Origin of the sequence: Pantoea sp. SOD02 (assembly GCF_024707505.1) — a bacterium.
GTDB lineage: Bacteria > Pseudomonadota > Gammaproteobacteria > Enterobacterales > Enterobacteriaceae > Pantoea > Pantoea symbiotica.
Genome location: NZ_CP102604.1, coordinates 581934 through 597010 on the forward strand (window position 1 = coordinate 581934; position 15077 = coordinate 597010).

The following is a 15077-nucleotide window of genomic DNA, read 5'->3' on the forward strand; positions in this document are numbered from 1 at the left end:
GAACAGCATGACAGATGTAACCGTAAAATCGCTGGCCGCCGAAATTCAGACCCCGGTCGATCGCCTGGTACAGCAATTTGCTGATGCAGGGATCCGTAAGTCTGAGAACGATGCGGTGTCCCAGCAAGAGAAAGAAACCTTACTGTCTCACCTGAATCGTGAGCACGGTCAGACCGGTTCAAGCAAGCTGACTTTGCAGCGCAAGACGCGCAGCACCTTGAATATTCCCGTCACCGGGGGTAAAAGTAAGTCGGTACAAATTGAAGTCCGCAAAAAGCGCACATACGTGAAAGGCGACGCAGAGTCTGAGCAAGCTCAGGCAGAAGCGGAAGCCGAGGCGCAGCGTGAAGCGGAAGAGCAGGCGCGTCGCGAGGCGGAAGAACAAGCCCGTCGCGAAGCTGAACAGAAAGCGCAACGTGAAGCCGAAGATAAAGCCAAGCGCGAAGCCGCTGACAAGGCCAAACGTGAAGCAGCGGAAAAAGAGAAATTGACTAATCAACCTACCGACGTAGTAGCCAAGGCTGCGCAGTCTGATAAAGCCCGTCGTGAAGCAGAAGCTGCCGAACTGAAACGTAAAGCAGAAGAAGAAGCACGCCGTAAGCTGGAAGAAGATGCGCGCCGCGTGGCTGAAGAAGCCCGCCGCCTGGCTGAAGAAAAAGCTGTTGAATGGGCCAAACCTGAAGAAGAGGATAAAGGCGACTATCACGTCACTACCTCAACTCACGCCCGTCAGGCAGAAGACGAGAACGATCGCCAGGTAGAAGCTGGCCGTGCACGTGCTCGCACCACCAAAGCTGCTCGCCCGGTGAAGAAAGGCAACAAGCATTCTGAAGCCAAAACCGATCGCGAAGAAGCGCGTGCGCAGGTTCGTGGCGGTAAAGGCGGCAAACATCGTAAGCCAAGCACCCTGCAGCAGGGCTTCAACAAGCCAGCTCAGGCTGTTAACCGCGATGTCGTCATCGGTGAAACCATTACCGTTGCTGAACTGGCCAACAAAATGGCGATCAAAGGTTCTCTGGTCGTTAAAGCGATGATGAAGATGGGCGCCATGGCGACCATCAACCAGGTTATCGATCAAGAAACCGCTCAGATGGTCGCGGAAGAAATGGGTCACAAAGTGATCCTGCGCCGCGAGAATGAGCTGGAAGAAGCGGTAATGGACGATCGTGATACCGATGCTGCGCAAGAGTCTCGTGCTCCGGTCGTTACCATCATGGGTCACGTTGACCACGGTAAAACCTCTCTGCTTGACTACATTCGTTCAACGAAAGTGGCATCAGGCGAAGCGGGTGGTATTACTCAGCATATCGGTGCTTACCACGTTGAAACTGACAACGGTATGATCACCTTCCTCGATACCCCGGGCCACGCCGCGTTTACCGCAATGCGTGCTCGTGGTGCGCAGGCCACGGATATCGTTATCCTGGTTGTTGCTGCTGACGATGGCGTGATGCCTCAGACCGTTGAAGCTATCCAGCATGCGAAAGCAGCCGGTGTGCCAGTGGTTGTTGCGGTCAACAAAATCGATAAGCCAGATGCTGATCCAGACCGCGTTAAGAACGAACTGACCCAATACGGAATTCTTCCGGAAGAGTGGGGCGGTGAGAACATGTTCGTTAACGTCTCTGCGAAAGCCGGTACCGGTATTGACGATCTGCTGAATGCGATTCTGCTGCAAGCAGAAGTACTGGAACTCTCTGCTATCCGTGAAGGTATGGCGAGCGGAGTGGTAATTGAATCGTTCCTCGACAAAGGTCGTGGTCCGGTTGCTACCGTGCTGGTACGTGAAGGTACGCTGAATAAAGGCGATATCGTGCTGTGCGGCTTCGAATACGGCCGTGTACGTGCGATGCGTGACGAATTGGGTCGTGAAGTGCTGGAAGCGGGTCCATCCATTCCAGTGGAAATCCTTGGTCTGTCCGGTGTGCCGGCCGCAGGTGATGAAGCGACTGTCGTACGTGATGAGAAGAAAGCGCGTGAAGTTGCGCTGTATCGTCAGGGCAAATTCCGTGAAGTTAAGCTGGCGCGTCAGCAGAAGTCTAAGTTGGAGAACATGTTCGCCAACATGACTGAAGGCGAAGTGTCTGAGCTCAACATCGTACTGAAATCTGACGTACAGGGTTCTGTCGAAGCCATCTCTGATTCGCTGCTGAAACTCTCTACCGACGAAGTGAAAGTGCGCATTATCGGTTCAGGCGTTGGTGGTATCACCGAAACCGACGCAACGCTGGCTGCAGCATCCAACGCTATCATTCTCGGCTTCAACGTGCGTGCTGATGCATCTGCTCGCCGCGTGATTGACGCTGAAAACGTTGACCTGCGTTACTACTCCGTCATCTATAATCTGATCGACGAAGTGAAAGCAGCGATGAGCGGTATGCTGGCTCCAGAGTTCAAACAGCAGATTATCGGTCTGGCTGCGGTACGTGACGTGTTCAAATCACCGAAGTTTGGTGCCATCGCGGGCTGTATGGTCACCGAAGGTAACATCAAACGTCACAACCCAATCCGCGTACTGCGTGACAACGTGGTTATCTATGAAGGCGAGCTGGAATCTCTGCGCCGCTTCAAAGATGACGTTAACGAAGTTCGTAACGGCATGGAATGTGGTATCGGCGTGAAGAACTACAACGACGTTCGCGTTGGCGATATGATCGAAGTGTTCGAAGTGATTGAAATTAAACGCACCATCGATTGATCATCATTTGATGTGTTGCAATTTGGGAGGCCTCTGGCCTCCCGAATTATTTGGGAGAAAGAAATAATGGCAAAAGAATTTGGCCGCCCACAGCGCGTTTCTCAGGAGTTGCAGAAAGAGATTGCAATCATCCTGCAGCGCGAAATTAAAGATCCACGTCTTGGTATGATGGTGACAGTTTCGGGCGTCGAAGTGTCGCGCGATCTCGCCTATGCCAAGGTGTTTGTGACCTTTTTGAATGACAAAGATGAAGAAGCGGTACAAAACGGCCTGAAGGCGCTGAAAGAAGCCTCAGGCTATATCCGTACGCTGGTAGGCAAAGCGATGCGTTTGCGTATCGTGCCGGAGCTGACCTTCTTCTACGACAACTCGCTGATCGAAGGTATGCGTATGTCGAACCTGGTCAGCAACGTCATTAAGAGCGATGTTGAGCGTCGTGGCGATAGCCCGGCGGAAGATGACAAGGAGGACTAATGAGTCGTCCTCGTCGTCGCGGTCGCGACGTCCACGGTGTGTTTCTGCTGGATAAGCATCAAGGTGCATCTTCCAATGATGTGCTGCAGAAAGTAAAACGTCTGTTCAATGCGAACAAAGCGGGCCATACCGGCGCCCTCGATCCGCTGGCGACCGGCATGCTGCCGGTTTGCCTCGGCGAAGCCACCAAGTTTTCGCAGTATCTGCTCGATTCTGACAAGCGTTATCGCGTTATTGCTCGCTTGGGTGAACGCACTGATACGTCTGATGCCGACGGCAATATTGTTGAGACGCGCGCGATTACTTTTGATCAGGCAGCACTGGATGCGGCGCTGGACTATTTTCGTGGCGACACCATGCAGGTGCCGACCATGTTCTCCGCGCTAAAGTATCAGGGACGCAAGCTGTACGAGTACGCACGTGAAGGCATTACTGTGCCGCGTGAAGCGCGCCCGATCAAAGTGTTTGAGCTGCAGTTTATTCGCTGGGAAGGTGATGAGCTGGAGCTGGAGATTCACGTCTCTAAAGGCACTTATATCCGCACTATTATCGACGATCTCGGTGAGCGGCTTGGCTGCGGTGCGCACGTTATCATGCTGCGTCGTCTGCAAGTGGCGCGTTATCCGATCGAGAGAATGGTAACGCTGGAGCAGCTGCAGGACGTGGCGGCCACCGTCAATATGGCGGAAACGCCAGATTACAGCGCGCTCGATGCGTTATTGCTGCCGATGGATAGCCCGGCAGAAGAGTTCCCGATTGTGAATTTGCTGCCTGCGGTGGCGGCTTATTTTAAACAGGGTATGCCGGTTCAGGTGGCGGATGCGCCGGAACAGGGATTGGTGCGCGTGACTGAAGGTAATGAGCACAAATTCATTGGTATGGCCGAAATCGCCGAGGATGGGCGCGTGGCGCCGCGTCGTCTGGTGGTAGAATTTCCTGCGTAATCAATCCTCTCGCATTTGACCTAACGGCGCATTTGCGTTGCTATCAGGCGAAGAGTAGAATGGCGCGGCTTTAAAAGCGGGCTGCTGAATTAGAGATCGGCACCCATACATTCATTATTTACTGGAGTTTATTATGTCTCTAAGCGTAGAAGCTAAAGCAGAGATCGTTGCTAAATACGGTCGTGGTACCAACGACAGCGGTTCAACTGAAGTTCAGGTTGCTCTGCTGACTGCTCAGATTAACCACCTGCAGGGTCACTTCTCTGAGCACAAGAAAGATCACCACAGCCGTCGCGGTCTGCTGCGCATGGTATCTCAGCGTCGTAAGCTGCTGGACTACCTGAAGCGTAAAGACGTTGCTCGCTACACCGGTCTGATCGAAAGCCTGGGTCTGCGTCGCTAAGTCTGAAGAATCTGATCAAGGGTGTAGCGCATGCACTATGCAAAAAAACGCATCTGACGATCAGATTTGTGCGAGTTTCGCGAAAAGGGGGCCTTTATGGCCCCTTTTTTCGAGCAATCCGCAGCAATCCGGACCAAACTCATGTATTGTTGCAGAGAGTGATCTTTGCTTGCAGAGGTTCGCGCGGCTAATGAGAGGCTTTACCGCATGGGCGGTTAAGGTTGTCATTAGTCGCGAGGATGCAACTGAAGATCGGTAATCCCCGGCGCGCCAGAATGGGCTGCGCCCCTGAATTTAAGGACTTAAATTTTGCTGAACCCGATCGTACGCAAATTCCAATATGGTCAGCATACCGTCACGCTGGAAACCGGCATGATGGCGCGCCAGGCTACCGCTGCAGTAATGGTGAGCATGGATGACACTGCTGTATTCGTTACCGTTGTTGGCCAGAAAAAAACTAAACCAGGTCAGGATTTCTTCCCGCTGACGGTTAACTATCAGGAGCGTACTTACGCTGCTGGTCGTATCCCGGGTAGCTTCTTCCGTCGTGAAGGCCGTCCAAGCGAAGGCGAAACCCTGATCTCACGCCTGATTGACCGTCCAGTTCGTCCGCTGTTCCCGGAAGGCTTCATTAACGAAGTCCAGGTTATTGCGACCGTGGTTTCTGTTAACCCACAGGTTAACCCAGACATCGTTGCGATGATCGGTGCATCTGCTGCACTGGCTCTGTCTGGCCTGCCGTTCAATGGTCCAATCGGCGCAGCGCGCGTCGGTTATATCAATGACCAGTACGTACTGAACCCAACTGCTGATGAAATCAACGAATCACGTCTGAACCTGGTTGTTGCCGGTACCCAGAACGCGGTGCTGATGGTGGAATCAGAAGCTGACATCCTGACTGAAGAGCAGATGCTGGGCGCTGTGGTATATGGCCACGACCAGCAGCAGATCGTTATCGAAAACATCAATGCGCTGGTTGCCGAAGCCGGTAAACCACGTTGGGATTGGCAGCCACTGCCAACTAACGATGCACTGATTGCACGCGTTACTGCCCTGGCAGAAGCGGGCATCAGCGATGCCTATCGCATCACTGATAAGCAAGAGCGTTACACTCAGGTTGGCGCAGTGAAAGACGCGACCATCGCGGCACTGCAGGCTGAAGATGAAACGCTGGATGCTGGCGATATCGCTGACATCGTACACGACCTTGAGAAGAGCGTTGTTCGTAGCCGCATCATCCGTGGCGAACCGCGTATCGATGGCCGTGAGAAAGATATGATTCGTGGTCTGGACGTGCGCACTGGCGTACTGCCACGTACGCACGGTTCATCACTGTTCACCCGTGGTGAAACGCAGGCGCTGGTTACCGCAACGCTGGGTACCGCACGTGATGCGCAGAATCTGGATGAGTTGATGGGCGAGCGTACTGATAGCTTCCTGTTCCACTACAACTTCCCTCCGTACTGCGTGGGCGAAACCGGTATGGTTGGCTCACCGAAGCGTCGTGAGATTGGTCACGGCCGTCTGGCGAAGCGTGGCGTGCTGGCCGTAATGCCTAAGCAAGCTGACTTCCCATACACCGTGCGTGTGGTTTCAGAAATCACCGAATCTAACGGTTCTTCTTCAATGGCTTCCGTGTGTGGTGCTTCTCTGGCACTGATGGACGCTGGCGTACCGATCAAAGCAGCCGTAGCCGGTATTGCGATGGGTCTGGTTAAAGAAGCCGACAACTTTGTGGTTCTGTCTGACATCCTGGGTGACGAAGATCACCTCGGCGACATGGACTTCAAAGTAGCAGGTAGCCGCGATGGTATTACTGCGCTGCAGATGGATATCAAAATCGAAGGCATCACCCGCGAAATTATGCAGGTTGCTCTGAATCAGGCTAAAGGTGCGCGTCTGCACATCCTGAGCGTGATGGAACAGGCAATCAGCACGCCGCGTCAGGAAATCTCTGAGTTCGCGCCGCGCATTTACACCATCAAAATCAGTTCAGACAAGATCAAAGATGTCATCGGTAAAGGCGGCTCGGTTATCCGTGCGCTGACCGAAGAAACCGGCACCACCATCGAAATCGAAGATGACGGCACCGTGAAGATCGCTGCAACTGATAGCCTGAAAGCTAAAGAAGCCATTCGTCGTATCGAAGAGATCACTGCTGAGATCGAAGTTGGCCGCATTTACTCAGGTAAAGTGACACGTATCGTTGATTTCGGTGCCTTCGTGGCAATCGGCGGCGGTAAAGAAGGTTTGGTTCACATCTCTCAGATCGCCGATAAGCGCGTAGAGAAAGTAACCGACTATCTGCAGATGGGCCAGGAAGTTCCAGTGAAAGTAATGGAAGTGGACCGTCAGGGACGTGTACGCCTGAGCATCAAAGAAGCGACAGAGCAGAAACCAGCGGAAGAAGTTGCTACCGCTGCATCTGATGCATCTGACGCCGAGTAAGCGTTTACCGATTTACCTCTCCCTGCTTTGCGGGGAGAGGTGTTTAGATCATCGCGAGGGCGGGAATCCTTGTGCACAGCAGGAGGATGACAGGATGGTTGTCCCAATGTTTGTATTCGGGAGTGGGAAATGAAGCCTTTTTTGCGCTGGTGTTTTGTTGCGACAGCTATCACGCTGGCAGGATGCAGCAACTCCAATTGGCGTAAGAACGAAGTTCTGGCAGTACCTTTGCAGCCCACACTGCAGCAAGAGGTGATCCTGGCGCGCATGGAACAAATTCTTGCCAGTCGTGCCCTGACCGATGATGAACGCGCACAGCTATTATATGAGCGCGGAGTGTTGTATGATAGTTTGGGTCTGAGGGCACTAGCGCGGAACGATTTTTCGCAAGCGCTGTCTATAAGACCAGATATGCCTGAGGTATTTAACTATCTCGGTATATACTTAACGCAGGCAGGCAACTTTGATGCTGCCTATGAAGCGTTTGATTCTGTACTTGAGCTTGATCCAACTTACAACTATGCGCATTTAAACCGTGGTATCGCCCTCTATTACGGCGGTCGATACAAGTTAGCGCAAGATGATCTGCTGGCGTTTTATCAAGACGATCCTAACGATCCATTCCGCAGCCTTTGGCTCTATCTCGTTGAAAGCGATATGGATGCCGACAAGGCAAAAGTTACGCTGAGACAGCGTCATGACAAAGCGGTTCGCGATCAATGGGGATGGAATATTGTCGAGTTCTACCTTGGCGACATCAGTGAAAAAACGCTGATGGAACGTCTCAAGGCGGACGCAACGGATAACACCTCGCTCGCTGAACATCTCAGTGAAACCAACTTCTATTTAGGTAAGTACTACCTAAGTCTGGGGGAGAAGGACGACGCGAAAGCGTTGTTCAAACTGGCGGTGGCCAACAACGTAAACAACTTTGTTGAGCACCGATACGCATTGTTGGAACTGGCGCAACTCGGCCAGACACAAGACGATTTATCAGAATCTGACCAGCAATAGCTGACGAACTTTTATTGCCTGAATACCTGTAAAGTCATCATCTTCAGAGATGAGGGCTTTTCTGTTCGTCAAAACTTCTAATTTGAGCCGGTTCACACTTTTTGATGAAAATGACTGAAAGTTTTCACGACGAGTTATGTAGACTGGCCGCCGCAATCTAAGAGGCACGTGTACTACATGACTGATATTCAAACCACTTTTGCTGACCTTGGCCTGAACGCCGACATCCTCGAATCACTGAACGGTATGGGCTACGTTAAGCCTTCTCCAATCCAGGCTGAGTGTATTCCTCACCTGCTGGCTGGCCGTGACGTGTTGGGTATGGCGCAGACCGGTAGTGGTAAAACTGCGGCTTTCTCACTGCCGCTGCTAAACAACATTGATCCCACTGTTAAAGCACCGCAAATTTTGGTGCTGGCACCGACCCGCGAATTGGCGGTACAGGTTGCTGAAGCCGTCACAGAATTCTCTAAACATATGCGTGGCATTAACGTTGTAGCCCTGTACGGCGGCCAACGTTATGACGTACAGCTGCGCGCACTGCGTCAAGGACCACAAGTTGTTGTGGGTACGCCTGGTCGTCTGCTGGATCACCTGAAGCGTGGCACGTTAGATCTGTCTAACCTGCGCGGTCTGGTGCTGGACGAAGCTGATGAAATGCTGCGTATGGGCTTCATCGAAGACGTTGAAACCATCATGGCGCAGATTCCAGACGGTCATCAGACCGCGCTGTTCTCAGCAACCATGCCAGAAGCGATTCGTCGTATTACCAAGCGCTTCATGAAAGATCCACAGGAAGTGCGCATCCAGTCAAGCCTGACTACGCGCCCAGACATTTCTCAGTCTTACTGGACCGCTTACGGCCGTAAAACTGACGCACTGGTTCGCTTCCTGGAAGCAGAAGATTTCGATGCAGCCATCATCTTCGTGCGTACCAAAAATGCCACGCTGGAAGTGGCCGAAGCGCTGGAGCGCAGCGGTTATAACAGCGCAGCACTGAACGGTGATATGAACCAGGCACTGCGTGAGCAGACGCTGGAGCGTTTGAAAGATGGTCGTCTCGACATCCTGATCGCGACCGACGTTGCCGCACGTGGTCTGGACGTTGAGCGTATCAGCCTGGTAGTAAACTTTGATATCCCAATGGATGCAGAGTCTTACGTTCACCGTATCGGTCGTACCGGCCGTGCAGGTCGTGCAGGTCGTGCGTTGCTGTTCGTTGAGAACCGCGAGCGTCGTCTGCTGCGCAACATCGAACGCACCATGAAGCTGACCATTCCAGAAGTTGAACTGCCGAACGCAGAACTGCTGGGTGAGCGTCGTCTGGCTAAGTTCGCGGCTAAAGTACAGCAGCAGCTGGAAAGCAGCGATCTGGACCAGTACCGCGCACTGCTGAGCAAAATGCAGCCGGGCGAAGATCTGGATATCGAAACTCTGGCCGCAGCACTGCTGAAAATGGCTCAGGGCGAACGTCCACTGATTCTGCCACCAGAAGCACCGCGTCCAGCGCGTCGTGAGTTCAGCGATCGTCCTGACCGTGGTGAGCGTCGCGATTCACGTGATTCTCGTGGTCCACGCGAAAGCCGTGACAGCCGCGATGGTGATCGTCCACGTCGTGAACGTCGTGACGTTGGCGAAATGCAGCTGTACCGCATTGAAGTAGGCCGCGATGATGGTGTAGAAGTTCGTCACATCGTTGGCGCGATCGCTAACGAAGGCGACATCAGCAGCCGTTACATCGGTAACATCAAGCTGTTTGGTACTCACTCAACCATCGAGCTGCCGAAAGGCATGCCGGGCGAAGTACTGCAGCACTTCACTCGTACGCGTATTCTGAACAAGCCGATGAATATGCAGCTGATGGGTGATGCACCGGTGCATGAGCGTAGCGAACGTCGTCCATCTGCTGGCGGCGAACGTCGTGGCAATGGCGCACCGCGCGGTGAGGGTGCTCCACGTGGCGAAGGCGCTCCACGTCGCTTCTCCGAGCGTCGTGAAGGTGGCCGTGAAGGCGGACGCTTCAGCCGTGAAGGTGGCCGTGGCCCGCGTCCAGAAGGCGCAGCTGCACCACGTCGTCGTGACGCATAAGCGTTAAACGCTAAAAGTAAAAAGGGACGCTGATGCGTCCCTTTTTTTATGCCTGTGGAAAGTAAAGTTTACACGCCGCCAGCAATCAGTACACGTTCACCGCTAACATATGCCGCCTCTTCCGACGCTAAAAACAGCGCGACTTGCGCCACATCTTCCGGCAAGCCAAAGCGTCCAAGTGGGGTTGCGGCAATCAGCTGTGCCTTCAACTCCGGATGCATCTTCTTCGCCGCCAGCAAACCTTCGGTCAAAATAATGCCGGGTGCCAGCGCATTGACGCGAATATTGTGTGGGCCAAGCTCGCGTGCGAGGCCCTGCGTCAAGGTATCGATCGCGCCTTTGGTTGCCGCCCACAGCACCGAACCGGGCGTGCTGCGTTGGCTGTTTAAGGCGCTTAGATTGATGATGGAACCGCCGCGTGCGGGGAAATGTTTTGCCGCCTGCTGACACACCAGCAAGGTGCCCAGCAGATTCACATTCAGCTGCTGCTGCATTTCGCTGATGCTAAGGTCAGCAAAGTCACCGTGGTGAAAAATGCCGGCGTTATTCACCACAATATCGGGTGCGCCAAACTGCTCAATGCTGCTAGCGAACAGGCGCTGCACATCGGCCTCGCGTGAGATATCAGCCTGGACGGCGATGGCGTCGCTACCCAGCGCCTGGATGTCGGTCACCACATCCGCCGCACCCACTTCGTCCTGAAGATAATTCACCACCACCCGAGCACCGGCCGCCGCGAAAGTCATGGCGATGGCGGCACCAATGCCTTTCGAAGCGCCCGTCACCAGCGCAATTTTGCCTTCAAGTGTTTTCATCGTGTCTCTCCACCTGAGATTTCGGGGAAGATAAAGCATGCGCTGTCCATACAATCGGGTGGTAGCGCAATCCTGCAAGCTTCTTGCACGATCCTGCAAATCTGCTGCTCAAGGACTAGGCGCAACGCCAGCGACAAGCGAGAATATCAACTCAGTGATTTCTTATCGCGGAGCGCAGAACGCATGATTCATCAGGAACAATGGCAGCAGTTGGTGGCAATCATTGCCCGCCATGCGCCGCAGGATGGTCGTCACTATTGCCCGATCGATTTTCTCTCTTTCGGCCGCAGCTCTCAGCCCACCAGTTTGGCGCATGTGGCGACCTGGGCCAGCTTTGCCCTGATCGCGCAGGGGCAAAAAGCGCTGCGCATGGGCGATGAAGTGATGCATTACGGGCCGGGCGATTTACTGCTGGTGACGCTCGATATGCCGGTGCAATCCTGCGTGGTGATGGCGACGCCGGAGAAGCCAAATCTCGGCGTAGGCATCACCATTAATGAAACGCGTCTGATGCGTTATCTGGAACACTTTCCGCACCATCATCTCGGCAGCACGGCGGTTAGCGAGCGCGGTATCGCCGTGCATAAAGTTGCGCCGCCGTTGGTGGATGCAGTGATGCGTTTGGTGGAGTTGCTGGATCACCCGCAGGATATTGCCGCGCTGGCACCGTTAATTGAGCAGGAGATTTTCTATCGTCTGCTGACCGGGCCAGAAGGGCGGCGTATTCTCAACATGGCGTTGACGGAGCGGCCAGGCAACAAAGTGGCGCGTGCCGCACGCTGGCTAAGGGAAAACTTTCATCATCCATTGAAAATGGATCATCTGGCGAGCAGCGTGGGGATGAGTATTTCGTCGCTGCATCATCACTTTAAAGCGGTAACGGCGATGACGCCGATGCAATATCAAAAGCAGCTGCGGCTCAACGAGGCGCGTCGTTTGATGTTGATTGAAAAGCTGGATGCTGGAACGGCGGGTTATCGGGTGGGTTATCAAAGTGCTTCGCAGTTTAGCCGCGAATACAGCCGCTTTCACGGCCAGTCACCGGCGCGTGACGCGCGAACCATTGCGGTGGGTCCAGAGTGGGTAAACCCACCGCAATGAGGTTTACAGCGTGCGCGCGGCTTCCATTGCCATCGCGAACGAGCGCAGACGCGCCTGCGAATCGTAAATCTGGCCGTTGACCATGATTTCATCCGCCTGGGTTTCACGTATCAACGCAGCGAGGCCGCTGCGCACTTTATCGCTATCGCCGACAATCGACATGCTCAGGGCCTGCTGCACGCCATATTGCTCGGACGGTGACCACAGATTATCCATGTTCTCCACCGGTGCGGGCAGCGGACCCGGCTTGCCGCGGCGCAGATTAATAAACTGCTGCTGCATCGAGGTGAACAGGAAGCGCGCATCACGCTCGCTGTCGGCCGCCACCACGTTGACGCACACCATTGCATACGGCTTCGCCAGACGCGCCGAAGGTTTGAATTTCTCACGATAAATATGCAGCGCCTGGAACAGCAGATCGGGTGCGAAATGCGAGGCAAACGCAAACGGCAAACCAAGCTGAGCGGCCAATTGCGCGCTATACAAACTGGAACCGAGCAGCCACACCGGAATTTTCAATCCTAAACCCGGAACCGGTTGAACTGGCGGATGTTCACCCTCTTCGGCGTCAAACCAGCGAATCAGTTCAGAAACATCTTCCGGGAAGCTATCTGCCTGGGCGCTGGAAAGATGGCGACGCAACGCCAGCATGGTGCGTTGGTCCGAACCGGGCGCGCGGCCCAGTCCCAAATCGATACGGCCAGGATAGAGTGATTCGAGGGTACCAAACTGTTCGGCGATCACCAGCGGCGCATGGTTGGGCAACATGATACCGCCTGAGCCGAGGCGCAGCGTTTCGGTATTGGCGGCTAGATAGCCAATCAAGACTGAGGTCGCGGCGCTGGCAATCCCCGTCATATTATGGTGTTCAGCCAGCCAGTAGCGGTGGAAACCCAGCGCTTCAGATTGACGGGCCAGCGCCAGCGAATTATGGAACGCATCGCGTGCAGCGGAACCTTGTGGAATAGGCGCCAGATCCAACACGGACAGGCGAACAGTTTTTTTCTCAGACATGGGCACTCCAAATAGGGATGGCGCAGGTGTTTAGTCGGACCTGCGCTTGTGAGTATTACTCATCGTTACCCATATTAAAACTGCTAATAACCGCAGGAATATAGCCGGAATGTGCCTTTACCGCTCGCCTTCAAGCGCCATCCCGGCCAGGCGACGCCAATATCCGTTGCAGTCGCTGCCGCGCGCCATCATCAGCGGCGCCTGACCGGCTTCGTTGGCGCGGAAGCGATCCACTTCGGCGAGCGTACTTTCGCCCTGTGGCGACAAACGCACAATGTCGATCCAGTTATGCATGCCGCTCAAATCATTGCCGAGGTTGTAGCAATAGCCGCTCATGGTTTGAATGCCGTTGAGCACAAACACCTGCTGGCCTTCCTGTGAAAGCACGCGGCGGCCAGTGGGATAATTGATGCAGCAGGTTTGGCAATCATCTTTGCCTCGATTCTCGGCGCGTGCGGTAAAGCAGCGCGCTGACAACGCCAGCGGCAGATGGCCATAACCGAGCACTTCAACCTCAAATTGCTCGCGCACGCCCGCCGCATCGCACTGCTGCAGCAGCTGAATCAGCCAGTCGCGGGACATCTCCACCGGAATGCACCAGCGCGTCATGCCTTCTTGCAGCAACAGTTGTAGCGTCTGCGCGTTATACACATTGAGCGTTGGGCCGGCGACAAACGGCAATTTGCGTTCTGCCGCCATGTTCACGGTGCCGATGTCATTGGCTTCCAGCAGGAACTCACCGTTCTCGACATAGCGTCGCAGCTCCTTCACTTCCGAGGGCGATTGCAGCAGTGCCAGCGTACTCAGCACCACTTGCTTGCCCTGCAGCGCCAGCATGCGCGCAATCTCCATCCATTGATTGAATGACGTCGCACGTCTCTTGCTGCACACCGCTTCGCCGAGATAGATGATTTCGGCACTGCTCTCGGCGGCGCGTTGATAAAAGGTTTCCAGCGTTTCTGTTGGCCAGTACCACAGCACCGGCCCGATAGCGTATTTCATGCGATCTCCTTATTGCCAGTCGCGGTGATAAGCACCGAGCGTGGTTTGGCTGCCTTCTGATAACTCGCCCAGCACCTGCATCCAGGGTTCCTGCACGACATACTGTTCAGGCGATGCCATGCAGCGATCAATTGCCTGACGCCACACTTTTGCCACCTGCGCCACATAGGCCGGGCTGCGCTGACGCCCTTCAATTTTCACCGAGGCAATATTGGCGCGCAGCAGTTCAGGCAGCAGCGACAAGGTGTTCAGGCTGGTGGGTTCTTCCAGCACGTGATAGAGCTGGTTATCCACTTCATAACGCCCTTTACACAGCGTGGGATAGCCCGCGCTCTCGTCGGGCGCGTAGCGGTCAATCAGCACTTCATTCAGGCGTGATTCCATGCCCTTTGGCGTCTGTTGCCAGCGGACAAATTTCGCTGGCGAGCAGGCACCTGCGCTGTTAGGCGATTCGCCGGTCAGCCAGGATGAGAGATAGCAGCGGCCTTCGGCCATAATGCACAGGCTCCCGAAAGCGAACACTTCCAGCGGCACCGGCGTCTCACGCGCCAGCTGTTTGACCTGATGCATCGAAAGCACGCGCGGCAGCACAACGCGGCTAAGTTGAAAGTGACGATGATAAAAATGAATGGCCTGCAAATTGGTGGCGGAGGCTTGTACCGAAAGATGACGCTCAACCTGCGGATAGCGTTTTGCCGCGTACTCCAGCGTGGCAATATCCGCCAGAATCAGCGCATCCGCACCGTTCTGGGCGGCAACATCAATCGCGCTTTGCCAGCGATTCATCCCATCAGGATGGGCGAAGGTGTTGATGGCCACATGCAGTTTGCGGCGATGCTGATGCAGATAGCGCGCGGCTTCAGCCAGTTTCTTATCGGTAAAATTGAGGCCAGCAAAGTGGCGGGCATTGGTATCGTCTTTCAGGCCGACATACACCGCGTCAGCACCATGCTCCACCGCCGATTTCAGCGCAGGCAAATTCCCCGCCGGACACAGCAGTTCCATACATTTTCCTCCCCGGATTCTGAAGCCGAAGAGTGTAAATAACTGACCGGACAGCAATGTTGATTTAAGGC

13 protein-coding genes are annotated in these 15077 nt (G+C 54.5%); 9 read left to right on the top strand and 4 right to left on the bottom strand.

All coding sequences use genetic code 11. The features are described from left to right. Nucleotides 1-7 precede the first annotated feature (7 nt). The 8 genes from infB to NR302_RS02630 all read left to right on the top strand — a co-directional run bounded on the left by infB (nucleotide 8) and on the right by NR302_RS02630 (nucleotide 10069). The gene (infB, locus tag NR302_RS02600) at nucleotides 8-2698 is read left to right on the top strand and encodes a translation initiation factor IF-2 (protein WP_061718245.1); all 2691 of its coding nucleotides are present in this window, start codon (nucleotides 8-10) and stop codon (nucleotides 2696-2698) included. Nucleotides 2699-2764: 66 nt separating this feature from the next. Further along, complete coding sequence (gene rbfA / locus NR302_RS02605; RefSeq protein WP_007886693.1) at nucleotides 2765-3172, top strand: 30S ribosome-binding factor RbfA; 408 nt, start codon at nucleotides 2765-2767, stop codon at nucleotides 3170-3172. Then, the gene (gene truB, locus NR302_RS02610) at nucleotides 3172-4116 is read left to right on the top strand and encodes a tRNA pseudouridine(55) synthase TruB (RefSeq protein WP_061718244.1); all 945 of its coding nucleotides are present in this window, start codon (nucleotides 3172-3174) and stop codon (nucleotides 4114-4116) included. The genes rbfA and truB overlap by 1 nt, the downstream gene beginning before the upstream one ends. Before the next feature lie 133 nt (nucleotides 4117-4249). Then, a complete protein-coding gene (gene rpsO / locus NR302_RS02615) occupies nucleotides 4250-4519 on the top strand; it encodes a 30S ribosomal protein S15 (RefSeq protein WP_036620269.1) in 270 nt (89 codons plus the stop codon). Between the two features lie 309 nt (nucleotides 4520-4828). Further along, nucleotides 4829-6967 (top strand): polyribonucleotide nucleotidyltransferase, encoded by a 2139-nt coding sequence (gene pnp / locus NR302_RS02620; RefSeq protein ID WP_008104291.1) that lies wholly within the window; start codon nucleotides 4829-4831, stop codon nucleotides 6965-6967. Between the two features lie 129 nt (nucleotides 6968-7096). Then, nucleotides 7097-7981: a lipoprotein NlpI gene (gene nlpI / locus NR302_RS02625; RefSeq protein ID WP_008104288.1), complete on the top strand. Its 885-nt coding sequence runs from the start codon at nucleotides 7097-7099 to the stop codon at nucleotides 7979-7981. Between the two features lie 110 nt (nucleotides 7982-8091). Beyond that, entirely contained in the window at nucleotides 8092-8142 is a 51-nt protein-coding gene (gene yrbN / locus NR302_RS23705) for a protein YrbN (RefSeq protein WP_152689941.1), read from the top strand. 16 nt (nucleotides 8143-8158) lie between these two features. Continuing rightward, nucleotides 8159-10069, top strand: coding sequence for a DEAD/DEAH family ATP-dependent RNA helicase (locus NR302_RS02630; protein ID WP_008104286.1), 1911 nt, complete (start codon nucleotides 8159-8161; stop codon nucleotides 10067-10069). A 68-nt stretch (nucleotides 10070-10137) separates the two neighbouring features. Here the strand turns inward: NR302_RS02630 and NR302_RS02635 are convergent, their stop codons facing one another. Next, on the bottom strand, nucleotides 10138-10884 hold the full coding sequence (locus NR302_RS02635) for an SDR family NAD(P)-dependent oxidoreductase (protein ID WP_258144473.1): 747 nt from the start codon (nucleotides 10882-10884) through the stop codon (nucleotides 10138-10140). A gap of 183 nt (nucleotides 10885-11067) precedes the next feature. On the opposite strand from NR302_RS02635, the gene NR302_RS02640 reads away from it, so the two are divergent. Further along, complete coding sequence (locus NR302_RS02640) at nucleotides 11068-11985, top strand: AraC family transcriptional regulator (RefSeq protein WP_154154453.1); 918 nt, start codon at nucleotides 11068-11070, stop codon at nucleotides 11983-11985. A 3-nt stretch (nucleotides 11986-11988) separates the two neighbouring features. On the opposite strand, the gene NR302_RS02645 is transcribed toward NR302_RS02640, so the two are convergent. The 3 genes from NR302_RS02645 to NR302_RS02655 form a co-directional block, all read right to left on the bottom strand. Then, on the bottom strand, nucleotides 11989-12999 hold the full coding sequence (locus tag NR302_RS02645; RefSeq protein WP_154154450.1) for a luciferase-like monooxygenase: 1011 nt from the start codon (nucleotides 12997-12999) through the stop codon (nucleotides 11989-11991). Between the two features lie 117 nt (nucleotides 13000-13116). Then, complete coding sequence (locus NR302_RS02650) at nucleotides 13117-14001, bottom strand: U32 family peptidase (protein WP_179451903.1); 885 nt, start codon at nucleotides 13999-14001, stop codon at nucleotides 13117-13119. A 9-nt stretch (nucleotides 14002-14010) separates the two neighbouring features. Continuing rightward, nucleotides 14011-15006, bottom strand: a complete 996-nt coding sequence (locus NR302_RS02655) for a peptidase U32 family protein (RefSeq protein WP_258144474.1) — start codon at nucleotides 15004-15006, stop codon at nucleotides 14011-14013. Between the last annotated feature and the right edge of the window lie 71 nt (nucleotides 15007-15077).

What these genes read in the sequence shown, in the direction of transcription:
- rbfA (WP_007886693.1), top strand. Translation starts at nt 2,765, where the DNA reads ATGGCAAAAGAATTTGGCCGCCCACAGCGCGTTTCTCAGGAGTTGCAG.
- rpsO (WP_036620269.1), top strand. Translation starts at nt 4,250, where the DNA reads ATGTCTCTAAGCGTAGAAGCTAAAGCAGAGATCGTTGCTAAATACGGT.
- NR302_RS02635 (WP_258144473.1), bottom strand. Translation starts at nt 10,884, where the DNA reads ATGAAAACACTTGAAGGCAAAATTGCGCTGGTGACGGGCGCTTCGAAA.
- nlpI (WP_008104288.1), top strand. Translation starts at nt 7,097, where the DNA reads ATGAAGCCTTTTTTGCGCTGGTGTTTTGTTGCGACAGCTATCACGCTG.
- NR302_RS02645 (WP_154154450.1), bottom strand. Translation starts at nt 12,999, where the DNA reads ATGTCTGAGAAAAAAACTGTTCGCCTGTCCGTGTTGGATCTGGCGCCT.
- NR302_RS02655 (WP_258144474.1), bottom strand. Translation starts at nt 15,006, where the DNA reads ATGGAACTGCTGTGTCCGGCGGGGAATTTGCCTGCGCTGAAATCGGCG.
- NR302_RS02640 (WP_154154453.1), top strand. Translation starts at nt 11,068, where the DNA reads ATGATTCATCAGGAACAATGGCAGCAGTTGGTGGCAATCATTGCCCGC.
- NR302_RS02650 (WP_179451903.1), bottom strand. Translation starts at nt 14,001, where the DNA reads ATGAAATACGCTATCGGGCCGGTGCTGTGGTACTGGCCAACAGAAACG.
- NR302_RS02630 (WP_008104286.1), top strand. Translation starts at nt 8,159, where the DNA reads ATGACTGATATTCAAACCACTTTTGCTGACCTTGGCCTGAACGCCGAC.
- truB (WP_061718244.1), top strand. Translation starts at nt 3,172, where the DNA reads ATGAGTCGTCCTCGTCGTCGCGGTCGCGACGTCCACGGTGTGTTTCTG.
- infB (WP_061718245.1), top strand. Translation starts at nt 8, where the DNA reads ATGACAGATGTAACCGTAAAATCGCTGGCCGCCGAAATTCAGACCCCG.